The following is a 26,845-nucleotide window of genomic DNA, read 5'->3' as shown; positions in this document are numbered from 1 at the left end:
TGCTTTCCATCTTGGTTCTCCGTTAGTTTTAGTTTGATCGTTGTAAAGGAACGGCGCCACATAAGCGGCATATAACACTACACTTTGCCTAATTTGCTACACCTTGGGCGGTTTCGTTGAAGTTGGTTGCGTCTCCACCATTTCCACCATCAGCGCTGACATTTGACTTAACAATCACAACAGGTGAACCCTTGCCGCCGCCGATAGTGATATTACCACCATTGCCGCCTTTACCACCAATAGCTGTTTGTTTAGTGTTGTTGATAGCAAAGGCAACCTTCTTGGATTCTAACTTGGCCTTAATCTCATCTACTTTAGATGTACCACCAGAGAGATTAGCTTCTTCGTTGGGGGTTAATACAGTAAACAATGTGCTTTCCATTTTAGTTCTCCGTTAGTTTGATCGTTATAAAGAAGCTGCGCCACTTAAATTAAGTGGTATATCACACTTTGCCTAGTTTGCTACACCTTGGGCGGTTTCGTTTAAGTTGGTTGCGGCTCCACCATTTCCACCATCAGCGCTGACATTAGACTTAAAGATAAATACGGGTGATTTCTTGCCACCGCCTATGGTGACATTACCACCCTTGCCACCGTCACCACCAACAGCTGTTTGTTTGGTGTTGTTGATAGCAAAAGCTATGGCTTTCTTCTTGGCGTCTATTTTGGTTGTTGTGGAATTACCACCAGAGAGATTGGCTTCTTCGTTGGGGGTTAATGTAGTGAACAATGTGCTTTCCATAATCTTAGTTCTCCGTTAGTTTGATCGTTGTAAAGTAGCTGCGCCACTTAAGTTAAGTGGCATATCACACTTTGCCTAGTTTGCTACACCTTGGGCGGTTGAGTTGGAATTGATTGCTTCTCCACCATTTCCACCATCAGCGCTGACATTAGACTTAACGATCACAACGGGTGAACCTTTGCCGCCGCCTATGGTGATATTACCACCCTTGCCACCGTCACCACCAATAGCTGTTTGTTTAGTATTGTTGATAGCAAAAGCTATGGCTTTCTTCTTGAGTTCTATTTTGGTTTTTGTGGAATTACCACCAGAGAGATTAGCTTCTTCGTTGGGAGTTAATGTAGTGAACAATGTGCTTTCCATAATCTTAGTTATCGCTTGATTGTTGGTATTAAAGTTACGTCACTTCAAAGTAATAAATATAAACGTAAAAGCGTATATTTAATTACTTTTTGGTTCCGCTAAAAGTATTATACGACTCTTGCTCTAAAGGTCAAGCAACTAATTTTTTAAGAAATATGTATTACACCTCTTCAAAAAAGGTACTACATAGTTATTCTTTATACAAAATTAATTAAATTTCTTTTTTAATTGTCAAACAAATCTAGGCGTCAATATCCATATTCATATAAATCTAGCGAACCAAAAAATGAATTTTTTCATTAATCCTATAAATTAAACTTATTAAGTATTAATACGGTCAAAACAACCAAAATAACCGGGATTTAAAGAAATTCTTGGTAGAAATACGGTCTTTTTTATACGCAATGTACTTAAATAAGTTTATAAGCTCGAAATTGGGATTATGTATTTTTATTACGTATATTCACTTATAAAAATTTTTGTTGAAATTTTTATATACAAAGCTAAACTGAATCAATATAAATTATTTTAATATAAATCGCGTAAATTTACTTAATTATTGATAAATGAGAAATAGCTGTAAAAAAGTTTCACTGATTATACAACTTTTTTTTGAATAAATAAAGAAAGGATAAAATTTTAGATAAAAATTATAAAGATTTGATATTCGTCCATAAATGCCTAATTGCTATTTAGACTTAGCTGTATAGAAACCTTGTATTTACATACTAACTATATGCAGGCAAGGCACTTATAAGTAATACAAGCAAAAGCTGGCGCTTTTGCCCTGAAAGGCGAAAGCACCACAATTGTAGGCAGTTTTTCCAAAAATATTATTGAAATGAAAGAGAGCTTTTATTTTTTGGATATCCCTAGATATTGATCGTCACGCTAACGATAGGTAGTTTTTTTTGCTAGATTATTTACGGAACCAAAACGTTTTTTAATATTCATGCTTATTGACCCCCAACCAGACTTTCTCCGCCTAGTCGAAAACGACGAATATCTCCCCTCAGTCAGCATATGGACAAAGTTAGGAGGGATATTTTTAATTGGAAGTGTTGGCGCTGCCTTCGGTCTTGCTAGTGTCTTTCAATACAACATAATAGTAAAAGCTAATGCTACCGTCCGCCCAACCGGAGAAATCCGGTTAGTACAAGCAGCAGCTGAGGGAACTGTCATAAATATCAAAGTGAAAGAAAATCAGGTTGTGAAAAAGGGAGATACGATCGCCCTTATCGACAACTCCGCATTACAAAGTAGAAAAGACGAAATACTCGGAAATATCGAACAGAATCAGTTACAACGAGCGCAGTTCAATGCCCAACTAAAAGCCTTAGAATCTCAAATCACTGCTGAGTCCAATGCAATGCGACAAGCGATCACATCTGCAAAAGCAGACCTTAGTCGCAACCAACGGGACTATCAAGACAGGGGAATTACAAGTGAAACAGAAGTCCAAGAAGCAGAAGCTGCTGCTGAATTAGCTAGGGAGGAAATGAACCGATATCAGCAACTGGGAAATACAGGGGCGATCGCTGTTCTTCAAATTAAGGAAAAAGAACAAGCTTATAAAGCTGCTCTTGCCAGATTGCAACGTACCAAAGCTGGACTGAATCCCAGTAATGCTAATGTGGCGATCGCCAGAGAACGCATTGCCCAAGAAACGACAAAGGGTAGATCTACCCTTGCTGCATTGAATAAAGAAAAAGAGGAACTCATAAGGCGTCAAATAGAAATCCAAAATCAAATTAGCAGTGCTCAACAAGAACTTAAACGAGTTTTCACTGAGCTACAAAAAACTGTAATTCGTACCTCAGAGGCAGGTACTATTTTCAAACTGGAATTAAGAAATACTGGGCAAGTTGTCCGTCCTGGGGATGCGATCGCTCAAATTGCTCCTAACAATGCCCCTTTAGTAATCAAAGCCCGTGTTGCCTCTTCGGATATTAGCAAAGTACAAATATGTAAAGCCGTAGAAGTAACAAAATGCTCAGAAGGGGAAGTACAAATGCGGGTTGCTGCTTATCCGTACCCAGATTATGGAATCCTCAAAGGTGCTGTTAGAGGCATAACTCCGGACGCGATTATATCTCAAGGTAACGGTAACATTCCAATTGCGCCTTACTATGAAGTAACAATTGAGCCACAGAGGCTTGATTTAAAAAGGGGTGATAAATCCTATCCGATTCGAGCAGGGATGGAAGCTACAGCTGAAATCATCTCCAAAAAAGAAACCCTACTAACATTTATTCTGAGAAAAGCAAGACTGTTAACAGATTTGTAGACTCCTTTTTGTATTGCACATCATTGAGAACTACCATCACAATTCCAAATTCATACATTTTTCGCACAAAGTCTTATAGAGAGGAGAGTTACATAAGGGGATTTAAAACCCGAATGTAGCCTGCTTTCCTTAGGGGAATTTAGCAAATTTGGCTAATTCTTTTTCAATTAATGCAAACACTTTTTTCATGTTGAACTTTCACCTACAATCACTACTTGTTTACTATTGAAGGTATCCGCTCAATAAATCGGGGCGAACTACCATTTCAGGAACGAGGTTACGCCATTTGAGCCTTGTCACTGAGCGATTTACCCCGGATTATTGAGCGGTTACTATTGAAGTTTGTCAAAGCTAGTGCCTGTTTACTCTACGTTGGGTACACAAGTTTTATGCAGACCCAGCTAATTCTTTACAAAAATTCATAAAAAATCCTGCCTGATAATTGAACAGTACGGTGTCTGTTGAGTTATCGGTTTCACTCATAAGTTTTATGCAGAGCCAGCCAATTCTTTACAAAAGTTTACCAACTGCATTAAGCTAATGAGCATTTAAGTTGCATAACACCAGGGCTGGAGCCGCTTACTAACTACAAGAGAATCACTCTGGAAAAATGAATGACGATTAGCTTAGGGACTTCCAACTAAAAAAATATCCTATCGCGGTGTAGGCAGGGGGAGAAAGAAAAATATTATCTGAGTAAATTGGATAATTTATTTTCTGGAAGTCCCTTATAGTCAGCTTTTTCCTCTTATGCGTGGTCAGAGTTTTGTGTTGGTCGCTTAGTCCTAGCGCTTTACCTTAACCTCTGACGGATGGGTAGGGTAGGCGTAGGTTGAAGATTAAATGGTTTGGCTAACTGGGCATTTGACCCATTCCAAAGTTGATTGAATTGATCTGCCGACAACGACTGTAAAATACTGAGATTAAGTGGCTCTTTACTGATAAATGTGGCGTAGGATGGCTGCAAATAGGAACGATATTCAGGGTGGTTGAGGAGATGGGTTTCCAAAAAAGCTACGCTAAGGGCGTTGAGATAGGAATAAACAGGAGCACGATCAGGGCCTAGCAGGGCAGGTGGCACAGGTAAGACATCATTTTCAGGAGTAGGTTCTGCGATCGCTGAGAAGTGGGTGGCATTTTCGATCAAAGCTAGGTACTTATTGGAGTCAGAAAGCCAGGTAAAGGGGCGAATTTGCTCAAATACAGGTGGAGCGAAAATATCTTGACTAGCTGCTACCAGAATTACAGGTATTTTAATTTGGCTGACTCCGCCCTCACCTAAAATTGAACTGTTAATCGGATTAATCGCCATGATGACCTTGATGCGATCGTCTTTGAGTTCGTAATCTATTGGAGGTAACTCAGTTGCTTGACACTGCAAAACCAGCGACAAATTAAAAGATGAATTATTGGGATCACAATCTTGACGCAGTTGCTCAAAGTTAATCTTTGCTCCTGCTAGAGCCAAAACAGTATAGCCACCCAAGGAATGACCGATCGCCCCAACTTGCTGAAAATTGAGTTTTCCTTGAAGAGTAGGATCAAGTTTTTCTAGACGCTGGAGTTCATTGAGGAGATACTTGATATCCAAAGGTCGGTTGATAAATTCTGTTGCGTCTGGAGGCGCGGACAAACCCGCAAAATATTGTTGAATACGTTCGGCATTACTACCAGGGTGTTCTAGTACAGCAACGGCAAAACCATAGGATGCTAGATGTTCAGCCAGGTAGACAAAGGTAAAGCGGTCTGAGGCCAAGCCATGAGAAATTACAATCAGGGGAAAAGGAGGCGAAGGCAGTTCTTTAGTGTTTTGTGAACCTGCTTGCGGTAGATAGATATCCACCGGTAGACGGCGATTGCGAGAAAAGTCATTTAGCTCCAGGCTTTTTTTCTGCCAGCGGAATTTTCCAGGCGATCGCAAATCTAGTTGTTTGGAGAAGTTAATTGTTGAATTGGCTGCTTGAGCGATCGCTTCTTTTTGAACAGAGGCAACAACTTCATCCCTTTTTTTGAGTAATTGTGACAAGTCATCAACTATCCTTAATCCCTCTGTGAAATTCACCCGCATAGTATTGCTAGGAAATTTCCGCAGCAAATTCACAACCGTTAAACCCTCTTGATCAGCAGCAGCCAAAATCAAAGAGGCACGTATGGCATAGAAGCCGTTCTGTCGAGATTCAGTAAGGAGTAACTCTCCTAGCTGTTGCATCACTTGTTCGCCTATAGGTGAGTAGGTAACTTGAGATACTAATGTAGGAGTGACATTGAACCTTTGTTGGAGCAGATCCCGCAGTTGAGCAAGTTGTTGAGGGGTAGCACGGCTAGCATAAAATGAAAAATCTTGATCGATTCTGCCTTCTTTAGCAAAAGTTTCCAGCGAGTCCACAGACAAGGAAAATTCGCCAAAGGGAGGGTAATAAAAGCTAATGCGTTCAGCTCCCAATCCAGGAGTAGCAGTTAGAAACGTAGATAGCAAACCTAAACCCAGGTATCTCAAAAAATTTTTCATTAGAAAAACCCACCGTCTAACCCTGCCAGACAAGTTTGAGCAGAGAGGAAAGCGGGGCGGGATCTATAACCGCTTTCCTGTTTACCGAAAAATTGGGTTTAAAGCCCCGTGCTTCTAGCACGGCTTTTAATTCATTAGTGTACTAAGATGCTGCTATACTAACTCTAGTGGAAAGGTAATCAACCACTTAAAAAACCTAGCCGTCGAAAGACAAAGCGCTGAACCTTGATAATTGAATCTATGCGGTTCTACTGCATTATTCTAGTTTCCTCCTAGCAGTAGGTAAAAGATTTATAGGAGCTAGACGCCTCAGAATTTTGAGACTATTTGTTTCAAACTAAATAGGACTTGCAGTAATGCAACTAGGGTAGGGCATACCCAAAGTAACGCTTGAGGAGAGTCTCACCTCTGGTTTGGATGACGCAAGGACTCCAAGTTAAGTGATCTCATTGATTCAAGAATCCCCGTCGATTTATCGCGGGGAGTGTCAATTGGTTTAGATATATCAAACAGGTTACAAGCACGAGAATGCAAGTACTTACAGCCATAGTTTTGCATATACGTTTTAAACCAAAACACATGAGTAGCAGATTTTTCAGCCAAATAGCATCAGTAGAGCGATAATAGATATAGAGATCAAAATATTTTATTATGTCATTCTCTTCCTGCGCCTGTTGTGTTGTCGTCCTCAACCAACAACAAGAGCAAAATATATCCTATCAAAACCAGTCCCAGGATGTGCCAGTTAACCCCAGCAGGAGCATGGTTAAAAGTTTCACTGTAGTTGAGAATGGTCGGGTTGTCGTTAAACCCTTACAACCAGCAGTGAATCAGGATTTAGAGTAAGTTTTAGGCATTTGAACTGTTTTCATCTAAAGGCAAAACTTCGTGAAAGCGGTTGTAATCAATGTAGCGATGTCCATCGGCTGTGTGGTGGATGATATCGACAAATTGATTGTTCCACAAAATTTCATTAGCAGCATAACTATGACGGGCATGGACGACCTGTGCAACTGTTTCATCAATGCCACTCAAAGAGATGATCAACATAGTATTTGTCTGGGTTAACGATTCTGGTGTCATCCCATATAGAGGACTAAACTCATCAATAACATGCATCACTGACCAGCTTAAAGTGAAGCTAGGTGTTTGATTCCTCACCAGTTTGAGATCATAGAACCGACGCATGAACTGACCTTCTAGAGTTACTTCGTCGCGCATCAAGTAAACTCGCATCTGCGCCTCCAGAATCATATTGCGACGTTGATTAGCGCTGCGAAATATGAGAGTCGGCATCGCATCATGAGGTGTAATGACAGCAACACGGCTAAAGAGGACACGGGCTGTAGGCCGGGAGAATCGAGCAAAAGCTAGTCCTGTCATCACAGCAATTCCCATCAAACCAATCATTGCTTCAATGGTGACAATAATATTGGCGTAAATTGTTTTAGGATACATTGCCCCATAGCCGATGGATGCTAGGGTTTGCACACTAAAGAAAAAGACATCTAAAAAAGAACCAGGTCTAGCGTTGGCAATACAATCTCCTCCTATCCAGTAAGCTAGGGCAAATAGAGCGTTAATAGTTATATAGAAACTACAAATCAGCAGCAGAAAGCCAGCCCAGGGAATCGTTAGCAGCAGATGGTAGGGATCGCGCCAGTAGGAATGCCATGCACCCATACCCATAATCTCAAACTTTCCATCTCGAACTTGAATCTGAATAGGTTGGATCAATCGCTGTCGTTTCTTCGGTGAAAGTCTTTTTAGTCGGAATTTCATTGCAAGTAGCCAAAAAAACGGCAACTGCCTAGTATTGTAAATTAAGTTGCTTTAGAGCTGACTTTTCACATCCCGTGAAAAGTCAGCACCATCAGAAAGGAGTTCGCTGAACACATCAATAAATTCTATTGGAAACCTGTATTTTGGACAGGTGCGTACTGTGTAATCTCTGCTGGAGGAGCGCCACTTGATGTTTTAAAGCAATACATCCAAAACCAAGAGGAACCTGAGTAGCATAGAATCTGCCCGTCCCTAACCCCGCCCATGATTACATGGACGTTCGCGCAGCGTCTCGTAGAGAGGAATGCAGGACGGAATCATAGTTCAGGAAAACGACATTTATTTTGTTATCAATAGTCGAAAATTTTTTAAAGCTATTTTTTGAAAAAACGACGCTTAAAATGTTATGTATTTAATTTACGACAGCTCATTAATTACTCCCGGTTCGCTCATTTTTTTTGGAGTTCGAGAAATTACCGAAAAACAGAAAATCTTTGTGTAGTGATGGTTTTAGCCATTTCCCTAAATTTACCTTGAACTACCACCCTGCTCTAAAAACTCTATTTTTATGCGATCGCGCAAAGTCGGGACTATAGTACGTTTGTATCGTAAACTAGAACCCCTACTAAATCGTTCAGCTTTTTTCTAACTCAATTTAAAGTGGGCGAACCGGGAGTAATTAGTTAAATTGCAAATAGTATTAAATTTAGCCTAAAAAAGCTATAGAGCCTATGCTGTAAGACTTATAGCTATTTTATATAAACGACATTAATTTGTTAACGACGACAAATAATTAGTTATTCGACACTTGTTGTACATTCGCAAATTATATGTCGTTAGTTGAAAGGCGTTGCTGTACTCTCTAACTCGAAGCACTGGTATAAAACCGCAACGCAAATCGCCAAAACCAAGTGGAAACGAAAAACAACGCTACTGCTAATATTGCCGCACCTATCAACCAGCTAACTTCACTCCGCCCCAGCAGCGCTTGGGCTGGTACAGTAGTTAAAAAAGCTACTGGGATCACAAAGGTAAAGAAAAAGCGGTAAGTAGTAGGATATGCTGCGATAGGATATCGTCCAGCTTCCAAGAAACCACGCAGTACTTCGGTAACGTTGTATATTTTGACGAACCAGATACTCATCGCTCCCAGCATAAACCACAAGCTGTACAGAATCACGAAGCTGAACAATAACGGCAGCACACCAAGTAAATAGTCATCTATGCCTACACCGAGGCGTTTACCTGCATAGGCAATAATAATACTACCAACAACTAGATCCGGCAGTCCCCAAGGTGAAAGGGTATGGGTGGAAAGCCAAAACTGACTGCGGATCGGTTTTAATAATATAAAGTCCAAAGTGCCTTCTTGGACATGGCGGACAATGCGATTCAAGTTCGACGCTAAAAAAGTAGCAGAAAATCCTTGTAGTAAGGTAAAAATTCCTAGAACTACTAAAGCTGCTTCCCATGACCAACCACTAAAAGTATAGCCAGTTCGGTAAAACAAGAATAGTCCAAAGAGGCTGCCGACAAGATTTCCCAAGCTGCTGAGGGTAGCTATGAAAAAGTTAATCCGATATTCCAACTCAGCAGCGATCGCAGCACCCCAAAATAGTCTTAGTACTTTCAAATATCTTTGCATCTTGCACCCATAACCTATAACCTGCCACCTGTCATTACATTTGCCAAGATTACACAATAACTTTACGTAAATTTAATATTACTTTTTATTCAAAAAAATTGCTAAACGTTAAGATGTTGTGGATCTATTGTTGAAAGGTAAGAAGTTATATGCATCTTGATTTACCAGAACTAATGAAATCACTTGGCTATTTTGGAATATGAGCAATTGTCTTTGCTGAATCTGGCTAGTTAATTGGTATATTTATTTACTAAATTTTGCTAAATATTGGTGATACATGGCTAGACTATCTAACGAATTAGAACGCTATTTTTTTGAGGAAGAACGACCCTCAAAAGTAACTTTGGCAGATATTCTTCTGTTAGCAAAAGAAAGAGTTTTTGGATTTTTGCTGGTTATCCTGTCTCTACCTTCCGCTTTGCCAATTCCAGCACCCGGATACTCAGTTCCCTTCGGCATCCTGATTTTTCTATTAGCGATACAGCTAATTGCTGGTGCTAAAACCCTATGGCTACCCAAGCGGATGATGAATCATCCTATCCAACTCACCACAGTTCAGGGGTTTTTGAAGGCAGGGATTCCTTGGTTGAAAAGAATTGAAGCGATCGCTCGTCCTCGAATGAGCTATATCTGTACTACTTTAGCAGGTAGAGTGACCATTGGTATAGCGATCGCCTTGATGGCAATTTCTATGATGATTCCGATTCCAGGAACTAATACCCTGCCAGCAATGGGAATTTTTGTAACTAGCTTTGGCTTATTGGAAGATGATGGTGCTATTAGCTTGGGTGGTTTAGTTATGTGTGTGCTGGGGGCAGTTTTAACTACTTCCATACTATTGGCATTGATTTGGGGTGGTTCCAGTCTTCTTGACATCATCAAGACTTGGCTAGGTCGTTGAAGAAGGCAGGAGGCAGGATAGCGCAGCGTAAAGCCTGCGGCATAGCTACGCTTAGAGCGAGTCCGCGAGCGTCGGCAGAAGGCAGGAGGCAGGAATTTAGATATTTAGATAACAGTAGTCCTAAATGATTTTTTGATTTTTGAACTTTTCTGTTTCTCCTCTGGGAGGTTTGGAGGTAGCATCCGACAAGACGCTGCGCGTCTATGATAATTTTCATTAACTCAAATAGGATTGCTATATATACGCTCATGACTTCCATAAACATCAACCTCTATCTGCTCCTAGAAAATCTCCTCTTTTTCCTAGTTGCCACACTTTTTATTGTGGTTGTGAACTGGGGATGGAAAAACACCAAGCCTTATACTCTACCTCTACCATTTCCCTCTTGGTATAAAATCTGGTTTGGCTCAGTGCAGCTGCTAGGAGTCGTTCTGCCACTAGTGGTCATGCTATTGTGGGGTGTATGGTGGAGCGATCGCAGTGTGTTAACTGTGCTTGGTTGGTATTTTATCGTATTAGGGTTGCAAATCATCTCTGAGAGAGTAACACTCAGACAGTTGCAAAATGTAGTGTGGGTGATGGTTCCTTATATATACTTGCCTTACCGCTTCTGGCAGTTGTATGAAGGTTTGACGCTTTTGGATTCCAAAAGTGAGTTGCAGTGGGTACGATATTTGTTGGTTTTTGAATTGGTGCTGTGGATTGTTAACTACGCCATAGATGTATCTCAATTGCCACGGCTGTTTCGCTGGGAAGTAAAATCAAATTCTGACCTTAGCTAGGGATTAAATAATTCGTAATTCGTAATTCGTAATTCGTAATTCGTAATTAAGTTTTGTAACAGAGACTTAGACACTGCCACAAAACTTTCTGCTTGTTAGTTGCTCTTGACTGAAACCTACAGAATTAGTTAATCGCAGAATTAGCCATTTTGACCAAAGAAGTGCGATCGCCTGCTTTTATACCAACAATATATTGCACACCTTGTTGTCTCCAAGTCAAGGTAGCATCTGAGCAATTAGCACCACAAGTAAAATCTACAAAATAGCCAGTGATGCCTTTAGCTAAGGATACAGGTTTACCAGTAAGACGCGGTGTTTTGTGGGTTACAGCTTCAGCAGAAACAATACCCAAACGACAGGCAGTTCCACCAGTACAGTTGGGACTGAAACCCAGTAAAATTTCGTACTTTTTTTGCATAGCAGCTTCTATAATCGCGTAAATTGGATTTTCCCCATCCGACTCAGGAATAAACTTCGGCAATAAAATCTTAATTTGAGTCTTTTGCTTTAATTTGGGCAAAATAGATTTAAAAACTGGATGTGACGAGCTTTTACTCTGCTGTGCTATCAATTGTGACTGTTTATTAACAGTAGCTATGGCTGACTTGTGAAAGTTGCCAATGCTGACTAATAAAAATACGGCACACACAGCACTGGTATTTCTAAAGTTTAAAATCATCTTTGAAAAGCTATTTCATCTCAAGTACTTATTTGTAATACCCATTTTGAAGATAAAATTACGTATTTAAGAGCGGCTGGAGTCAGCTAGACTAAAGAAGAAATTACTTAATAAATAAGTTTTAATAATTTTGTTATGAGTACTGATTCACCTGTTAATTCTCCCGATAAGTCTGAATCTAACTTAGGGAAGCGTTTGAGAAACTTTTTAATTGTAATGGTAGCGATCGCTCTTAGCGTTGCCCTCGTCTTAGGATTGCGAACTGAAACAACCTCGGCAACTCTAGCTAAATTAAGCGATTCGTCCACACCGTTAGAAGTAGCAATCAGCAATGGCAAACCATCTTTAGTAGAGTTTTATGCTGATTGGTGTACTGTCTGCCAGAAAATGGCACCAGATATCACTCAACTGGAAACAGAGTATGCTGACAAGATGAATTTTGTCATGCTGAATGTGGATAATACCAAATGGCTACCCGAAATGTTGAAATATCGGGTGGATGGGATTCCCCATTTTGTATTTTTGAGTCAGCAAGGGGAAACCATAGCCCAAGCGATCGGCGATCAACCACGCACGATTATGGCTAGCAATTTAGAAGCTTTGGTTACTGGTTCGTCTCTTCCTTATGCTCAAGCTAGCGGCAAAGTTTCCAAATTTTCAGCCCCAGCAGCACCAACGGCTAGTCAAGATGACCCCCGCAGTCATGGCAGCCAGGTGGTAAATTAGCGCTATGGAGGCAATTTCAGCTAACACCTGCTGTTCTATAGGATTAGTATTAGATTTTTGAAAAAACTCATTACCTGTCTTCTCTACTATTGCCTATTGCCTATTCCCTACCTAATTCCTAGAAAGGACACCGCTCCCCATCCCCTTCAATAGATTGCCGCTTGAGACGCTTATGAGCGTACATTAATTCGTCAGACTTGGTAATTAGTTGTTCTAGTGACATATTGCTTTCTGGTGAGTAACGCTCTATCCCCATACTCATTGAAAGTTCATACCTACGGTTTTGCTGTTGATTAAAGTTGGTAATATTTGTTTGCAGACATGCTTGGATGCTATGAGCATCCTTAAAGTAGCTGGAGATGAAAACAATGAACTCATCTCCACCCAAGCGGGCAACAATATCTGAGTTCCGAAAACTTTGCTTGATTAATCGAGCAGCATCAATAATCAAGGCATCTCCTATGTCGTGGCCAAGGGTGTCGTTAATTTTTTTTAGCCCATCTAAATCAATGAAGATAACCCAGCATGACAGTTTCATGCGGTGAGCAATTTTTAATTGTTGTTCAGCCATCAGGAAAAAGCCACGTCGGTTATGCAAACCTGTTAGTTCATCGGTCAGCGATAACTGCCTTCCTTCCATCTCTGCTTCCTTGCGGTTGCGAACTTCCTGAATGAGTTTCATTTGAGCGCTCACTTGCCGGGTTAGGCGGCGTAGTGCATCCAACTGCTGGTAACTTAAAAGACGAGGAATGGTATCGATCACACATAATGTTCCGATGGGAAAACCATTGGGCGTAACTATTGGGACACCAGCATAAAAACGAATTTTGGGATTACCTTTGACTAGGGGATTGTTAGTAAAGCGATCGTCTTTGATGGCGTTGGGAACGACTAATATATCCTCTGACTGAAGAATGGTATGGGCACAAAAAGCCCACTCTCTAGGTGTTTCACTAGCTTTTAGTCCCACCTTAGATTTAAACCATTGGCGATCGGCATCAACTAAGCTAATTAAAGCAATTGGAGTCTTACAAATATACGCAGCAAGAGCAGTTAGATCATCAAATGCTTGTTCAGGTAGGGTATCCAGAATATTGTAGTCCGCCAATGCTTTGAGCCTTTCTGCTTCATTTTCAGGTAGAGGAACAGTCTGACTTTTGACGGTATCTGGAAAACCTCTGTCCAAACCTCTCCCTTTTTCGTGGGGTTTGGCGGTTAAGTTTTGGATTAGCTTTTCCACATGACGTGAAAAGTCACAAGGAACAGCTAGCATTTTCACAAACAAATGTCTGAGCTTTAGCCAGGAAAGTCTAAGACGCTGGAAATTTTGCAACAAACGCAGGGTTCCTTCTCCAGCATCAAGGCTGTGTGATATGAACTTCTCTGTAACGAAAATAAATATTCGGTTGAATCCACAGAAATACTGTATTACATCGTATTCCTCATGCCTTTGGTTTGCTCTATTGTTCATATCACCCTAGCTTTCACTATGCAAATTCCCTGAGTATGGAGATGCTTACAAGGTCTTTTGCCCAAAGGCAGGTTAAAAATTATCAATATAAACTAAAAATTATCAAAACTTATTATATTGTTATATTTACTGATCAAAACTTGACTTTTTGATACCGCTAATTTTTATAGATGTACAGAAGTTCCGAGGATTGGAAGCCTTCTCTGGCAACGCTGTCATACTTAAGTATTTTTTCTACTGAAAGGATACCGTTAAGTAAGCTTTCTTACTTTTCAGACATCCTCTAAGATTAAAACATCAACAGGTTTTAAACATCATTTAAGCAAGGAGAATAAGATGGCTGACACAGATAATCTCACAGGTGTGAGTGATCAGGCTCTTGTGATCATCCCTCCCCTGACTGGTGGGACTAATCCAAACACTACTCCGATATTAGAAGTTACTGGTCAAGGAGAGGTGGCCGTTCCCACTACTTTGACTGAGGTGCAATTGGGGATTCAAGTAGAGGGAAAAACCGCAAGCGAAGTTCAAGAAGAAGTTGCTCGACGTTCAACAGCAGTAGTTGATGTGCTGAAAAACCTTGGGGCGCAAGAACTTCAAACTACATCTATTCAACTAAATCCCGTCAATAGATTTGAAGATGGTACTCAAACCTTAATCGGCTTTAGAGGGATCAACACACTTCAGTTTGAGTTACCAACGGAGCAAGCTGGGGCAGCAATTGACACAGCTATCCAAGCAGGTGCGAATCTAATCCAGAATATAAACTTCACTGCCTCGGACGAAGCATTGCAGCAGGCACGTTTGCAAGTTCTTAGCGAAGCTGTTGAAGACGCTCAAGCTCAGGCTGAGGCTGTTTTTAATACCTTGCAGTTAACCCCCGGAGGGATTATTAAAATTGATATTAACTCAGCTGACAATCCTAGGCCATCTCCTGTGGTGTTTGAAGCAGTAGGTAGGGCGTCTTTAACAACAGACGCTACAACTCCTATAATTGGTAGTCCTGAGACGATAGAAGCTAGTGTTTCTCTAGATATCGGTTATTCTCCAAATTCAGCCGCTGCTCTCGCTTCGGCTACAGATAATCTCATAGGTGCGGGTAAGCAAGCTCTTGTGATCATCGATCCCCTGACTGGTAATACTAAGCCAAACACTGCTCAGATATTGGAAGTTACTGGTCAAGGAGAGGTCACCGTTCCCACCACTTTAACTGAGGTGCAATTGGGGATTCAAGTACAGGGAGAAACCGCAAGCGAAGTTCAAGAAGAAGTTGCTCAACGTTCAACAGCAGTAGTTGATGTGCTGCAAAACCTTGGGGCGCAAGAACTTCAAACTACATCTATTCAACTAAATCCCGTCTATAGCTTTGAAGATGGGACTCAAACCCTAACCGGCTTTGAAGGACTCAATACACTTCAGTTTGAGTTACCAACGGAGCAAGCTGGGGCAGCAATTGACACAGCTATCCAAGCAGGCGCGAATCTAATCCAGAATATAAGCTTCACTGCCTCAGACGAAGCATTGCAGCAGGCACGTTTGCAGGTTCTTAGCGAAGCTGTTAAAGACGCTCAAGCTCAGGCTGGGGCTGTTTTTAATACCTTGCAGTTAACCCCTGGAGAGATTATTGACATTGATATTAACTCAGCTACCAATCCTGGCCCATCTCGTTTGGAGTTTAATGTAGTAGCAGATAGAGCTTTTGCAACAGGTATTACAACTCCTATAATTGGTGGGACTCAGACGATAGCAGCTAGTGTTTCTCTAGATATCGCTTATTCTCCAACTCCAGCACTTATTATCGATCTAGCTCTATGAACTTTCTTTTCGTGACCAAGCCCCGTTGGGGCGGGGTTACAGGTTCGGGGGTGGGGTGTAGTGAAAGAAATAGCCCCAACAACTGGTGGGATACAAGCCCCGTTTTTGAAAACGATTGCAAAGGTCTGGGTTTCAGAGCTACGGTAAATGCTGTCTTCTCTACACCCTAACCTCCATACCCTTCTTCTTAAATCAGCAAAAAAATAGAGTGGGCAATGCCCACCCTAACAATCAGCGAGAAACTAACTCATTTTTCGGGGTTTAGCTGCTGACCTTTAGAACAGCGGTCAAACCACTCCTGGTATTTTTTCTGGTGTGACTCACTTTCAACAGCAATGGTCACTCGCACCTGCTGGCAGCCGTGATCTTGCTCTAGTGCGATCGCATTCAACAATAAACTAGCAGTTTTTGGTGAGCTAAATTCGCCGCTTACCATAAAATCACTGCCAAAATGTGGAACTTCAAGTCTGTCTACTTCAGTTAAATCAACGCCAGAAATTTCTTCTTGTCCTAATTCAATTTCTGCAAGTTGTTTGTGTTCTGGGCTAATTTGTTCTACAATCAACTTTTCCCGCCGGACAGGCACTTGTATCATCCGGGTTTCGATTTCTTTGCGAACAATTACCTCACCAACTTTACGCTTACTGCTTTCAATAACTAGTCGTTCTTCGAGTAAACGAATAATCTGTTCTTCAGTAGCCTCTTCTAAATTTACTGGCTCAACTGGACTGTTTGTAGTTTGATAATTTACTAGTTGCTCAGTTGAGTTTTCTGATAGTGTGGGGTCGCCTGGTGTTTCTGTTTCTAAATATTCAGGCATATATTCAATTTCTGATTTGTTTAAGTCTATGAAAACAGATTTAGTCGGCTTGTCGATTTTTTTTATTTTCTGGCTCTGCAATCGAAATAAAGAAGGATGTTTATCGGCTAACTGCTGACCATATTCTAGAGTTTGTTCATTAACCTGGTTAGATATAACTAGGTTTAATCGACGATTAGTATCCACAATTAAGTCATGAACTACTCCTACTAGCTGACCTTGCTGATCGTACACAGCAAATTTTTTTACTTTCTGTCTCAAATCTGCTAATGACGTGCTAGTGCGAGAGTCAGAGTTTGCCTGTCCAATGTTTTTTGTCATCGGTTGGCTATTCATATGCAAACTTTATGAACTATTTTCTACTTAGCTAAATTAAATGTATTGATCATCTGAATACAATTTAGAAAATGTTTGCGACAGATGTATTTATCTAACCAATCATCTGAGCAATATTCGCAATCCAATATCTAAAGTTGCGCTAGGTATTAGAAGCACAGGTAAAGCTAATTTAACAGCTTCACCTGTACTGTGCCGAATTAATTATTAGTCATCAGTTACTAACTGATGAATCTGTTAGTTAGCGTTCTTCAATTGGGAGATTACCAGAATTCACATCTAACTCTTCACGACGCACGCTTTCTTGAGTTTCAACTGTGTCTTGATCTACCACTTTTCTAACTCTGACTTCTTCACGCAAAAATGCTTCTTTGCGAATTTCAGGAGTTTCTTCATGGATTTCTACACGAGCAACTTCACCTTCACGGAAGTCTGCTTCACGCCCAGAAACGGTAGTACCTGCATCTGCGGGAGTTACACGCTCAATAATAACTCGCTCTCTTTCTATTGGCACTGCAACCCGTGCAGTCTCAGTCTCAACATGCTTGCCAATCGCTACTTCTCCAGTTTTTTGACGACGTTTATTGGCAATTAGGCGTTCTTCATACAATCTCAGAGTTTGATGATCTTCCTCATTTAACCCATATAAAGAAGGCTCATGTTCGTAATTGTAGCTATCACGATTGTAAGTTGGCGTAGTTGCCGCTTGTTGATGAGTTGTATCTACAGGGATTGTTGCTTCTAAAGGTGTTGATGCTTCTAAAGGACGGGTATAGTCTACGGGTTGGCGATATACTCCACGCACCTGTTCTTCATAGTCGTAATCAAGCGCTTGACGCTCGTTGAATTCAGGCAAATCTTCTGCTTGCTCTCTAGTCAAGCCAATTGTATAGACGCGATCAACGTTATAGTCAATACGGGCACGACCAATTGGTAGTAATACCTTTTTACCAAAAATCCAGAAACCCAAGTCAACGACTAGATAGCGGAAATGACCTTCATCATCCACTAATATATCGCTGACAGTACCAATTTTTTCATCAGTTCCTTGGGTATAAACGCCAAGTCCCTTAATATCATGACCTTCAAAGGTATCGCGATAGTTAGGCTCAAAATCTTCTAATTTGTAAAGAACCATTATATTTTCCCTCAAAAAAATTATTCCCATCTCCTATTAACTAAGTTAGCTATTTAATTACTTATTTACCTCTTTCTGGCGAATGAATTATCTCAAAGTTTAAATAATCAAAAGTTATAGATATTTTCTGATAGCAAAGCAAATAATGTGAGTAGAGAAGTGAAAAAATTACAATATGATTTTATCAAGATGTAAATTTTTCAAAGAGTTAAATTCTTAGTTTCTTATAAAAATCGTGAATTTTGTTATTTCATACAAAAATACAGGCAGAGATAAAAATTAACTTTGCCTGCATAATTATTTCAGAGAAGTCTATCAAATAAATTTACTGACGAGCTACTTAAATAGCTTCATGTGTAGTAGTATCATGTTCCTGTACTTGTAAATTACCTTCGGTATCAACATCTAACTCTTCTCTACGAATGGTATCTTGTGCTTCCACAGTGTCCCGTTCTACTACTTTCTTAACTCGGACTTCTTCACGCACAAAGGCTTCTTTACGTATCTCAGGCGTTTCTTCGTACACTTCTATGCGTGCTACTTCCCCTTCTTGGAACTTAAGTTCACTGGGATCTACAAATTTTCCTACTTCTGTTGGCACAACTCGCTCAATCACAACTCGTTCTTTTTGAATAGGCACTGTAACGTTTGCAGTGTCTGTTTCAATGTGTTTACCAACTGTTACTTCTCCAGTTTTGATCCGGTTTTTGTTGGCAATTAATCGTTCTTCATACAGTCTGAAAGTTTGGTGATCTTGATCATTTAAACCATATAAAGCTGGTTCTGTTTGGTAATTGTATGTATTGCGATCATAAGTTACACCGCTGTTTGGAGAACGAAATACACTACGTACATTTTCTTCATAATCATTATCAATGATCACGTCTTCTTTGTACTCAACTAAACCTTCTACTTGTTGTTTACTTAATCCATCAACATAGACACGTCTTGCAGCATAATTGATCCGGGAAAGACCAATGGGTAGTAATATTTTCTTACCAAAAAAATCTACGCTTGTATCAATAACTAAATACCGGAAATGTCCATCGTCATCAACTAAAACATCAGCCACTGAGCCAACTTTGTCTCCTCCCTCAGTATAAAGATCCAAAGCTCTAACGTCGTCTCCGCCAAAAGTTTCTCGATAGTTTGGGTCAAAATGTTCAAGTTTGTGAAGAGGCATACGCTGTTACCAAGTTGTTTATAATAGCTTGTTGATAAGTATAAAAAATATTGTGCTAAGTCTCATCCTGCTGGCGACTGAATTCAATTGAGATATTTTATGATTTATAATCCATACTTTATGAGCTAAAGTGAGCTAAAGACTCAAGTTGAGCATTTAGGGTAATCAATAGGAGTACAACTAAAGTTATATATAGCGCTTCTCGAATGAAAGCAATAGATTTTGACCTCACTTCCATATATATTAATGATGTTTTAAATGTTGGGTCTTGTTGAGCATGAGATTCTGCCAGTTGCAACAGTGATAATGCTACAAGAGGTTGGATGAGTGCCCGCTTTTACGTTTTGCAAAGAATTTTAATAGGCTGAAAAAATCTAATCTATAAGTATTTTATACAACCTGAAAACTAAAGCTAAGACTTGCCCAATTATTTACATCCAAGATATATGAGTCAGATGCTATGCCGTTCATCTCTGTATTGAGGGCGCTAGCGTTATGCAAGTCTTGTAGCAAGGCTTGTGCAACGTCTAAAGGATTCAATAATGGGCTAATCGGCCGTTGTTCAGCTGTGGAATACTTAGCAGTACTCAAAGCGGCGAGAGTTTCGCTAAAAGGGGCAGTACTAAAAATCAGTTGATGTTCGCACTCAGAAGCTGGTTCTGAAATCACCCATTGGGAAGCAGCATTAGTTTGGGGTAGCGTCAGGGTTTCACCTGGGGCGATGACGACTTCTTTGAGGAGGGGCTTAGTGTCCGCAGTGTTGGCTTCCTGGGGAGTTTCCCAAGAGTAGAAGGCCATTGCTGTATGATTATTGTTTAATGCCAGCAAGATTAAATATACTGGGCGATCACTCTGGTTTTCCACTCGATATTGCATTCGACTACCGATAGGCACAATCGGAGTGGGGGGAGACGTGATTAATCGCGTCTGTAGTGGTTTTTTAATCGAAGTTTTAGTTTTGAAAGTTCGTACTGTTTCGCGTTGGATGAGGACGCGAGGCGATATGCCACTATTTATTTCTAGGGTTGCCTTGATAGTCAAGCGGGAAGAACCTTCATTTTCTGTAAGTCGCCATAACTTGGCTGCAAACAGGGTTGATAATTTTGGCCCTAAATTTTGCACTGTTAATTTTACTGCTTCTGCTGCTTCCCCAGTGGTATTGGGAATTAGTTCGCCACCAACAGAAAATAGACCATAACGACTGGGAATTTCTTGTAGCTTGGCAAATACATAATCAGCTGGTTTTTCTCCTGCTACTACGGTGGACACATGGGAAAATCCCGCAAAGGCACTTGTGGCATCTACCCGCTCAATTCTTTCCAATCCAGCATCCAAAGCTATTGTTAAATTAATGTTTCGGGGTAAAACCCGGACTGCTTCTTGGACGAGCTGCCCGACTTGTAGAGGAGTTGTACTATCAATTTTGGAAATTTGTGCTTTTGCAGTTAACCCACTGCGCGATCGCAATACTAATTGCTCTGTTGTCGCTAGGGTGAATCGAGAATTCACTCCGTAGTATAGCAGCACTTGGGGAGGTAATCCTGCCAACCACAGATGGACTGTTTTGCCGTCTTCTTCAATCGCACTCACCACACCCTCTGCACCGATGATACCGTCTGGCAGTAGAGACTTTATATCTAGATTTTTCTGACTACTTACTAACCCTGGTTGCTGTTTACTACCCAATTTGGATAGAGAATTTTCCACATGAGAGAAGGCGACTTGAATTGTGGTAGCTGGGGCGAATTCCCACAAATACTGTGTCAATGCATAGGTAAATAACCCGGCACTAAAACCAGAAAAGAGTCCTTCCCTTGCTGCCTGGTTTGGTTCTGAGGTAGCTGCCAAAACAATCGGAGTGCTGGATAACTTCTGAGTTTTAAGTTGTTTGAGAAAGTCGAGTTCTTCTGCTGCTAGCTTTGCTACTGACTCCTGAAGGGCGCGAATTTTTAATCCTAAGACTGTGCTAGGAGCATGATAGCTAGTATCCAATACTGCTATTACTTGGTCTGTGGGTAGCGATCGCAATAATAGGAGTAGAGTTTCTTCTAATATATAGTTGACTATTTTATCATCTTGTGGATATTGACTCAGGTTAGATGTCACCAGAGCATTTTGCATTGTATTTGACGATGTTGCCAATTTGACACGGCTGCCATAGCCGCTAAAGTGGAAGACCACCACATCACCAGGTTTAGCTTGCTTACCCAGGTGATCCAAAAAAGCTGCCTCAATGAATTCCCTGGTAGCTTGTTCCTCAGTTAAGGTTAAAATATCTGACCCTTGGAAACCAAAGCGGTGAATCAAAAGTTCTCTTTGTAGTTCCACATCCGTCAGACAACCACTGAGGGCTGGAATTTCTGGGTATTGGTTAATACCTATTAGCAATGCCAATTTACGCGGATTGGGTTGTGCCAAAGCCTGATAATAGCGATTTCCCAAAGTCAACCACTCAGCTTCAGTTAACCCCAATACCGCGAGTATTGAGCCAATTCTGTGCAAAAACGTGCGCCGTTTCATAATTAGCTATCAGCCCTCAGCTATCAGTTAGCAGCTTACAGGGCTGAACTCTGTAGTGTAAAGTGACAGTCGATACTCTTTATCTATTGACAATCTACCCTAAGCCGGCACTTGTATCCGCATTGCCCGCGCTAACTCTGCCGCCACTTCTGGACGGGAAAATTCTGGTGGAGGTAACTCACCGCGCCGCAGCATTTCTCGAACTTTTGTTCCCGATAAATGAATGCGTTCTTCTGGCGTGCTAGGACTGGTTTTAGATGTTGCCATCTGTTTAGTGCGCGTGCAGTAGAAAGCGTGTTCAAATTTCATCGGCACGATGCCCAATTCACTTGGGGCAAATTCATCAAAGATATACTGGGCATCATAAGTGCCATAATAGTCACCAACGCCAGCATGATCCCGTCCGACAATAAAGTGAGTACAGCCGTAGTTTTTGCGGACTAAAGCATGGAATATTGCCTCACGAGGCCCAGCATAGCGCATTGCGGCTGGATTTATTGCCAAAGTTACCCGGTCTAAGGGGTAGTAATGTTCTAACAAAATTTCATAGCAACGCATCCGCACATCAGCGGCAATATCATCTTCTTTTGTCGCCCCGACTAATGGGTGCAAAAATAGACCATCAACAATTTCTAAAGCGCACTTTTGAATATATTCATGGGCGCGGTGGATGGGGTTGCGAGTTTGAAAACCAACGATTGTTTTCCAACCCTTGTCTTTAAACATTTGCCGTGAGGCAGCTGGGTCAATTTGGTAAGTGGGAAACTGGGGATGAGGTTCACGCTGCAACAGCCAAATATCACCCGCCAGATGTACATTACCTTGGTTATAGAGTACCTGCACGCCTGGATGTTTGACATCATCAGTGCGGTAGACTTTTATTGCTTCGCGGGTTTTATCGTAGTGATATTTTTGCGTGAGTTGCAAAACCCCAATAAACTCGCCTCTGGAGTTATCCAGACGGATTAAGCCGCCTTCTTGTAACGGGGAAGCGACTTCTTCGCTTACCGATAGTGTAATCGGGATTGACCAAACAAGACCGTTAGCTAGTCGCATTTCTGTAACAGTGCGATCGTAGTCTTCCTGGTTCATAAAACCCGTCAGGGGACTAAAAGCACCGATCGCAATCATTTCTAGATCAGAAACAGCGCGATCGTCAAGTTGCACTCGCGGCAAAAAGTCAGCTTTTGAGAGAAACTCTGCTCTTTGTTCTGATGTGGCGATACGGTTAACCAATTGTCCACCGTGGGGGGCTATGGCATCTGGATTGTGACTCAACGTAATCCCCTCTTTGCTTTTACTTTGCTTTTACTGCTATTGTTTCAGATTATGTACTAACTTACCAAATGCTGGTACTTAGAGAACAAGAGTTTGGGCATTAGGGATGGGACAAACTAAGATAACCTTATCCTTGCAGTTCGCTAATAAACATTGATTGAGCTGCGATCGCTCTAGCTATTAGTGCATAATATTCACTCAAATCAGATTCGGAAACTGTGAGCAATCCCCGTTCATACGGTTCGCTGGGCGTTGCTGATTCCATGTATAAAAATGATTTTGCATAATACCAAAATCCTTGTAGAGACGTAGCACTGCTACGTCTCTACATCCAGATTCATACTTTAATTCAGCAACGCCGAAAACCGAGTTTTTAATTTTGGATAAAGTCGAGCTTCTCTAGTACAAGAAAACTTATGCAGATTGCCTGACAGGTTGCTCCAGAACTTGGGGCTTAAGCCCCAAGTTTTGCCATGTCACCTTGCGAGGGCTACCCCTATACCTTAGAGGTAAGAAATCTTGATATCTCCGCATGTGCCAACACAGCAGCAGGTTCGCGCTGGAGAGCGTTGTAATACTTTCTCTCAAAGGTATTGCCCGTCTCTAGCGGTACAATCAGCGTGCGGACATCAGCAATCAACTTTTCAAAATCTTCCAGCGCTATCGGTTCATCTGCTTCGAGCATTTCATCAACTTGCACAACTACCTCAGAAATGCGATGTAGCCAAGCAAATTGTTCATGAGCGATAACTAGCTGAAGTAGTTCTCCGCTTGATACTCGTCCACTAACCTGTTCGTAGGCAATACGTTCTGTCTCCAGCAACATTTTATGAAGGTGCAGTAATTTGTTTCGTAAATCACGCAGATATTGATGTTGACGTATTCTTTGTGAAAGTGTGTTAGAAGTCAATGTTACCCATCCTTTCGTTACGATAGTCTTTACACGAATAGACTGTAGCGAACAACTGGTTTTTTGAGTGATACGCTAGCGATGAGTAGCATATCCAATGGTGGCATAGATGCTCGCCGCTTCTTACTTTATCTTCTCTAGGAGAGGCTGCGCCAATAAGACGCTCCCCTCTCCGTAGGAGTACGCGAGGGATACTCATCATCCATAGCCACATCCTCACTATCTTGTGCAAACAGCACCATTAACCATCTGCCCAACCTCAGTTCATGTATTCGGTTTCCTTGTTAAAACCTATGACAATCAACATATCTTTTTATAACCGTTATATCTTATATTTGATTAATCATATATTAGCATAAACTTATAAGAAGTACATAGTGTAGAACCTATCGAGAAAATATCAATTATGGGAAAACCGTCTTAATGTCGCTAGCATATGTAATTCTAGGTCTTCTTCAGCAGCAAGAAATGACGGGCTATGACCTGAAAACGAGCTGCTTTGATCAATGCATTGCTCATTTGTGGCCAGCAGACCAGGCACAAATTTACAGAACTCTCGATAAGCTAGTTGAGCAAGGCTGGATTACCTGTACGATTGAGATTCAGCACGATCGCCCCAACCGCAAAGTCTACAGTGTAACCGAGCCAGGGAAAGCCGAATTCGTCCGATGGCTTGGAACTCATCAGCCCTTACCGACTGTACGAGAACCAATGCTAGTCCAGTTGCATTTTGCAGATCAGTTGCCGAATGAAACCATCATTTACCTACTGGAGCAACAATTAGCGGCTCGAAGCAAAAAGCTTGCTGAATGTGAAACCATCGATTTGCCATCACTTGGTGATGAGTCTGCTAACCGTGAGCAAGTAATGCAGAGGCTTGTGCTGGAGTTGTTGATCCGAAGAGAACAGACTTATATTGATTGGTTGAAGATAGCGCTCAATGTTATCAGTCACCAAAAGCCATATGCATCAAATTATCAGATTCTTTGACACTCTTTAGCACTAAAAAGACGGGGATTCTGATTTCAACTGTCTTCTTTAGGATGATTGGTTATCTAGAAAGGCAGAGGGCAGGATAGCGCAGCGTAAAGCCTGCGGCATAGCTACGCTTAGAGCGAGTCCGCGAGCGTCGGCAGAAGGCAGAAGGGAATTCTGATTCCTGCACTGAAGCTCGTGACCTTAGCGAACTTGGGTTTAAGACAAGAACACTAAATTAAAAATTTGATGGCTCCTATTCAGGAGGGGTCTGAATCCCCAACTGAGGTAGAACCTTCTGCTTTCTGCCTTCGTTTAGATATGTCTACAGGCTTACACTCCGTATACTAAAGGACGTTTTCACCAAAACCTCCGCCCATTTGGGTAACATCTCAAAGAGAGGAAGCCGTTGGCTCTAGCTCGTTTTTCTGTAACTCTTATAAATCAAGGTAATGGTAACAATAGCAGTCAATCCGTATCTCGATCGCAATTTTGCTCCAATCCATGAAGAAATCACCACTGACAAGTTGCCAGTCATCGGTGAATTACCCCTTGACTTATCGGGGATGTTTGTCCGAAATGGCCCTAACCCTCAATGGGAACCCATCGGTGAATATCATTGGTTTGACGGAGATGGGATGTTGCATGGTGTGCAAATTAGCAACGGCGTAGCCACTTATCGTAACCGCTATGTCCAAACAACCGGATGGAAAAAAGAACGAGAAGCGGGTAAAGCTCTCTGGACAGGCTTTTTAGAACCACCACGAATGGATAACCCCCACGGTGGCTACAAAAATACTGCCAATACTGCTTTAGTGTGGCACGCTGGTCAGATGTTGGCGCTGAACGAGGGAGGTAAACCTCACGCTATCAAGCTTCCTGAATTAGAGACTATTGGCGAGTATACCTACAATGGCAAGCTAGTTTCTGCCTTCACAGCCCATCCCAAAGTAGACCCGGTGACAGGCGAAATGATGTTCTTTGGCTACTCTGTGTTTGCGCCACCGTACCTGCAATATAGTGTGGTTTCAGCACAAGGCGAACTGTTGCGGACAGTGCCAATTGACCTGCCCATAGGGGTGATGATGCACGATTTCGCCATCACGGAAAACTACACGATATTTATGGATTTGCCGTTGACTTTTAAGCCTGAGCGATCGCAACGGGGAGAACCTGTGATGATGTTTGAGCGCGATCGCCCCAGTCGTTTTGGCATTTTACCACGTCATGGTGACAACAGTAATATCCGCTGGTTTGAAAGTCCTGCTTGCTACGTCTTCCATACCCTTAATGCCTACGAAGACGGCGATGAAGTAGTGCTTATTGCCTGTCGCATGAGTTCTACTACTGTGTTGATTTCTAGTGATTCGCAACCCGACTCAGAAGGAAATATCCCGCGCTTGTATCGCTGGCGATTTAACCTCAACACAGGGACAGTGCGTGAGGAGATGTTGGACGATGTGGCTTCAGAATTTCCCCGCGTCAACGAAAATTTATTGGGGCGACAAACCCGATATGGCTACACTAACAAAATGGCGAATAGTCCCCTACCTCTATTTGAAGGCATAATTAAGTACGACTTCAGCAGTAGACAGTCCCAAACCCATAAATTTGGACAGGGGCGCTATGGCGGTGAAGCTGTATTTGCGCCACGTCCTGGTGCAGTTGCTGAGGATGATGGTTGGCTTGTGACTTTCGTGCATGATGAGAATTCAAACACTTCAGAATTAGTAGTGGTGAATGCCCAAGATGTAACTGCTGAACCTGTAGCGCGGGTGATAATTCCTCAACGAGTGCCTTATGGATTTCATGGTACTTGGGTTGCAGGGGAATAGTTGAGCATTTCGCTTTTACAAAAAGACCTCTCCCTGGTTCTGCTACGCAAAACCTGTCCCTCTCCGACTCGGAGAGGGACAGATTTGAACTTTAGGAACGTGGATTAAATAAAGTGCAAAAGTAGGGTGTGTTAGCGGAGCGTAACGC

The 26,845-nt window shown here is 41.6% G+C and carries 24 protein-coding genes; 9 read left to right on the top strand and 15 right to left on the bottom strand.

Annotation, left to right across the window (positions count from 1 at the left end):
* Positions 1-88: 88 nt before the first annotated feature.
* The 3 genes from VB740_RS26825 to VB740_RS26815 all read right to left on the bottom strand — a co-directional run bounded on the left by VB740_RS26825 (position 89) and on the right by VB740_RS26815 (position 1,105).
* Positions 89-382, bottom strand: coding sequence for a hypothetical protein (locus tag VB740_RS26825; RefSeq protein ID WP_323202899.1), 294 nt, complete (start codon positions 380-382; stop codon positions 89-91).
* A 72-nt stretch (positions 383-454) separates the two neighbouring features.
* Entirely contained in the window at positions 455-742 is a 288-nt protein-coding gene (locus tag VB740_RS26820; protein ID WP_323202898.1) for a hypothetical protein, read from the bottom strand.
* Positions 743-817: 75 nt separating this feature from the next.
* Positions 818-1,105 carry a hypothetical protein gene (locus VB740_RS26815; RefSeq protein ID WP_323202897.1) on the bottom strand — a complete coding sequence of 96 codons (288 nt, stop codon included), beginning with the start codon at positions 1,103-1,105 and terminating at the stop codon, positions 818-820.
* Positions 1,106-2,057: 952 nt separating this feature from the next.
* On the opposite strand from VB740_RS26815, the gene VB740_RS26810 reads away from it, so the two are divergent.
* Positions 2,058-3,392 carry an HlyD family secretion protein gene (locus tag VB740_RS26810; protein ID WP_323202896.1) on the top strand — a complete coding sequence of 445 codons (1,335 nt, stop codon included), beginning with the start codon at positions 2,058-2,060 and terminating at the stop codon, positions 3,390-3,392.
* Between the two features lie 793 nt (positions 3,393-4,185).
* Here VB740_RS26810 and VB740_RS26805 read toward each other — a convergent pair.
* A complete protein-coding gene (locus tag VB740_RS26805; RefSeq protein WP_323202895.1) occupies positions 4,186-5,901 on the bottom strand; it encodes an alpha/beta hydrolase in 1,716 nt (571 codons plus the stop codon).
* Between the two features lie 651 nt (positions 5,902-6,552).
* On the opposite strand from VB740_RS26805, the gene VB740_RS26800 reads away from it, so the two are divergent.
* Positions 6,553-6,747: a hypothetical protein gene (locus VB740_RS26800; RefSeq protein WP_323202894.1), complete on the top strand. Its 195-nt coding sequence runs from the start codon at positions 6,553-6,555 to the stop codon at positions 6,745-6,747.
* 3 nt (positions 6,748-6,750) lie between these two features.
* On the opposite strand, the gene VB740_RS26795 is transcribed toward VB740_RS26800, so the two are convergent.
* A complete protein-coding gene (locus tag VB740_RS26795; protein WP_323202893.1) occupies positions 6,751-7,683 on the bottom strand; it encodes an ion channel in 933 nt (310 codons plus the stop codon).
* Between the two features lie 90 nt (positions 7,684-7,773).
* Between VB740_RS26795 and VB740_RS26790 the strand changes: the two genes are divergently transcribed.
* Positions 7,774-7,917 carry a transposase gene (locus VB740_RS26790; RefSeq protein ID WP_323202903.1) on the top strand — a complete coding sequence of 48 codons (144 nt, stop codon included), beginning with the start codon at positions 7,774-7,776 and terminating at the stop codon, positions 7,915-7,917.
* Positions 7,918-8,545: 628 nt separating this feature from the next.
* Here the strand turns inward: VB740_RS26790 and VB740_RS26785 are convergent.
* Complete coding sequence (locus tag VB740_RS26785; protein WP_323202892.1) at positions 8,546-9,328, bottom strand: ABC transporter permease; 783 nt, start codon at positions 9,326-9,328, stop codon at positions 8,546-8,548.
* Between the two features lie 277 nt (positions 9,329-9,605).
* On the opposite strand from VB740_RS26785, the gene VB740_RS26780 reads away from it, so the two are divergent.
* Both VB740_RS26780 and VB740_RS26775 read left to right on the top strand, forming a co-directional pair.
* A complete protein-coding gene (locus VB740_RS26780) occupies positions 9,606-10,229 on the top strand; it encodes an exopolysaccharide biosynthesis protein (protein WP_323202891.1) in 624 nt (207 codons plus the stop codon).
* 248 nt (positions 10,230-10,477) lie between these two features.
* Positions 10,478-11,011 (top strand): hypothetical protein, encoded by a 534-nt coding sequence (locus tag VB740_RS26775; RefSeq protein ID WP_323202890.1) that lies wholly within the window; start codon positions 10,478-10,480, stop codon positions 11,009-11,011.
* A gap of 124 nt (positions 11,012-11,135) precedes the next feature.
* Here VB740_RS26775 and VB740_RS26770 read toward each other — a convergent pair whose 3' ends face one another.
* Positions 11,136-11,690: a hypothetical protein gene (locus VB740_RS26770; protein WP_323202889.1), complete on the bottom strand. Its 555-nt coding sequence runs from the start codon at positions 11,688-11,690 to the stop codon at positions 11,136-11,138.
* Between the two features lie 135 nt (positions 11,691-11,825).
* Between VB740_RS26770 and VB740_RS26765 the strand changes: the two genes are divergently transcribed.
* Entirely contained in the window at positions 11,826-12,416 is a 591-nt protein-coding gene (locus tag VB740_RS26765; protein ID WP_323202888.1) for a thioredoxin family protein, read from the top strand.
* Positions 12,417-12,534: 118 nt separating this feature from the next.
* Here VB740_RS26765 and VB740_RS26760 read toward each other — a convergent pair whose 3' ends face one another.
* Positions 12,535-13,887, bottom strand: a complete 1,353-nt coding sequence (locus VB740_RS26760) for a sensor domain-containing diguanylate cyclase (protein ID WP_323202887.1) — start codon at positions 13,885-13,887, stop codon at positions 12,535-12,537.
* A 336-nt stretch (positions 13,888-14,223) separates the two neighbouring features.
* On the opposite strand from VB740_RS26760, the gene VB740_RS26755 reads away from it, so the two are divergent.
* Positions 14,224-15,702: an SIMPL domain-containing protein gene (locus VB740_RS26755; RefSeq protein WP_323202886.1), complete on the top strand. Its 1,479-nt coding sequence runs from the start codon at positions 14,224-14,226 to the stop codon at positions 15,700-15,702.
* Between the two features lie 247 nt (positions 15,703-15,949).
* Here the strand turns inward: VB740_RS26755 and VB740_RS26750 are convergent, their stop codons facing one another.
* From VB740_RS26750 to VB740_RS26720, 7 genes are all read right to left on the bottom strand, one after another.
* Positions 15,950-16,843 (bottom strand): YsnF/AvaK domain-containing protein, encoded by an 894-nt coding sequence (locus VB740_RS26750; protein WP_323202885.1) that lies wholly within the window; start codon positions 16,841-16,843, stop codon positions 15,950-15,952.
* Between the two features lie 256 nt (positions 16,844-17,099).
* The gene (locus VB740_RS26745) at positions 17,100-17,996 is read right to left on the bottom strand and encodes a DUF2382 domain-containing protein (protein WP_323202884.1); all 897 of its coding nucleotides are present in this window, start codon (positions 17,994-17,996) and stop codon (positions 17,100-17,102) included.
* A gap of 340 nt (positions 17,997-18,336) precedes the next feature.
* Positions 18,337-19,179, bottom strand: coding sequence for a DUF2382 domain-containing protein (locus VB740_RS26740; protein ID WP_323202883.1), 843 nt, complete (start codon positions 19,177-19,179; stop codon positions 18,337-18,339).
* Positions 19,180-19,569: 390 nt separating this feature from the next.
* On the bottom strand, positions 19,570-21,699 hold the full coding sequence (locus VB740_RS26735) for a caspase family protein (RefSeq protein ID WP_323202882.1): 2,130 nt from the start codon (positions 21,697-21,699) through the stop codon (positions 19,570-19,572).
* Positions 21,700-21,798: 99 nt separating this feature from the next.
* Positions 21,799-22,977: a sulfate adenylyltransferase gene (gene sat, locus VB740_RS26730; protein WP_323202881.1), complete on the bottom strand. Its 1,179-nt coding sequence runs from the start codon at positions 22,975-22,977 to the stop codon at positions 21,799-21,801.
* A gap of 127 nt (positions 22,978-23,104) precedes the next feature.
* Positions 23,105-23,242, bottom strand: coding sequence for a hypothetical protein (locus tag VB740_RS26725; protein WP_323202880.1), 138 nt, complete (start codon positions 23,240-23,242; stop codon positions 23,105-23,107).
* 231 nt (positions 23,243-23,473) lie between these two features.
* On the bottom strand, positions 23,474-23,887 hold the full coding sequence (locus VB740_RS26720) for a hypothetical protein (RefSeq protein ID WP_323202879.1): 414 nt from the start codon (positions 23,885-23,887) through the stop codon (positions 23,474-23,476).
* Between the two features lie 423 nt (positions 23,888-24,310).
* On the opposite strand from VB740_RS26720, the gene VB740_RS26715 reads away from it, so the two are divergent.
* Positions 24,311-24,877 carry a PadR family transcriptional regulator gene (locus tag VB740_RS26715; RefSeq protein ID WP_323202878.1) on the top strand — a complete coding sequence of 189 codons (567 nt, stop codon included), beginning with the start codon at positions 24,311-24,313 and terminating at the stop codon, positions 24,875-24,877.
* Between the two features lie 437 nt (positions 24,878-25,314).
* Positions 25,315-26,697, top strand: coding sequence for a carotenoid oxygenase family protein (locus tag VB740_RS26710; RefSeq protein ID WP_323202877.1), 1,383 nt, complete (start codon positions 25,315-25,317; stop codon positions 26,695-26,697).
* Positions 26,698-26,845 lie beyond the last annotated feature (148 nt).

The sequence above is a fragment of the Nostoc sp. UHCC 0251 genome, assembly GCF_034932245.1.
Lineage (GTDB): Bacteria > Cyanobacteriota > Cyanobacteriia > Cyanobacteriales > Nostocaceae > Nostoc.
The sequence above is the reverse complement of the archived record's forward strand: the minus strand, read 5'-3'. Positions and strand labels throughout refer to the sequence as shown.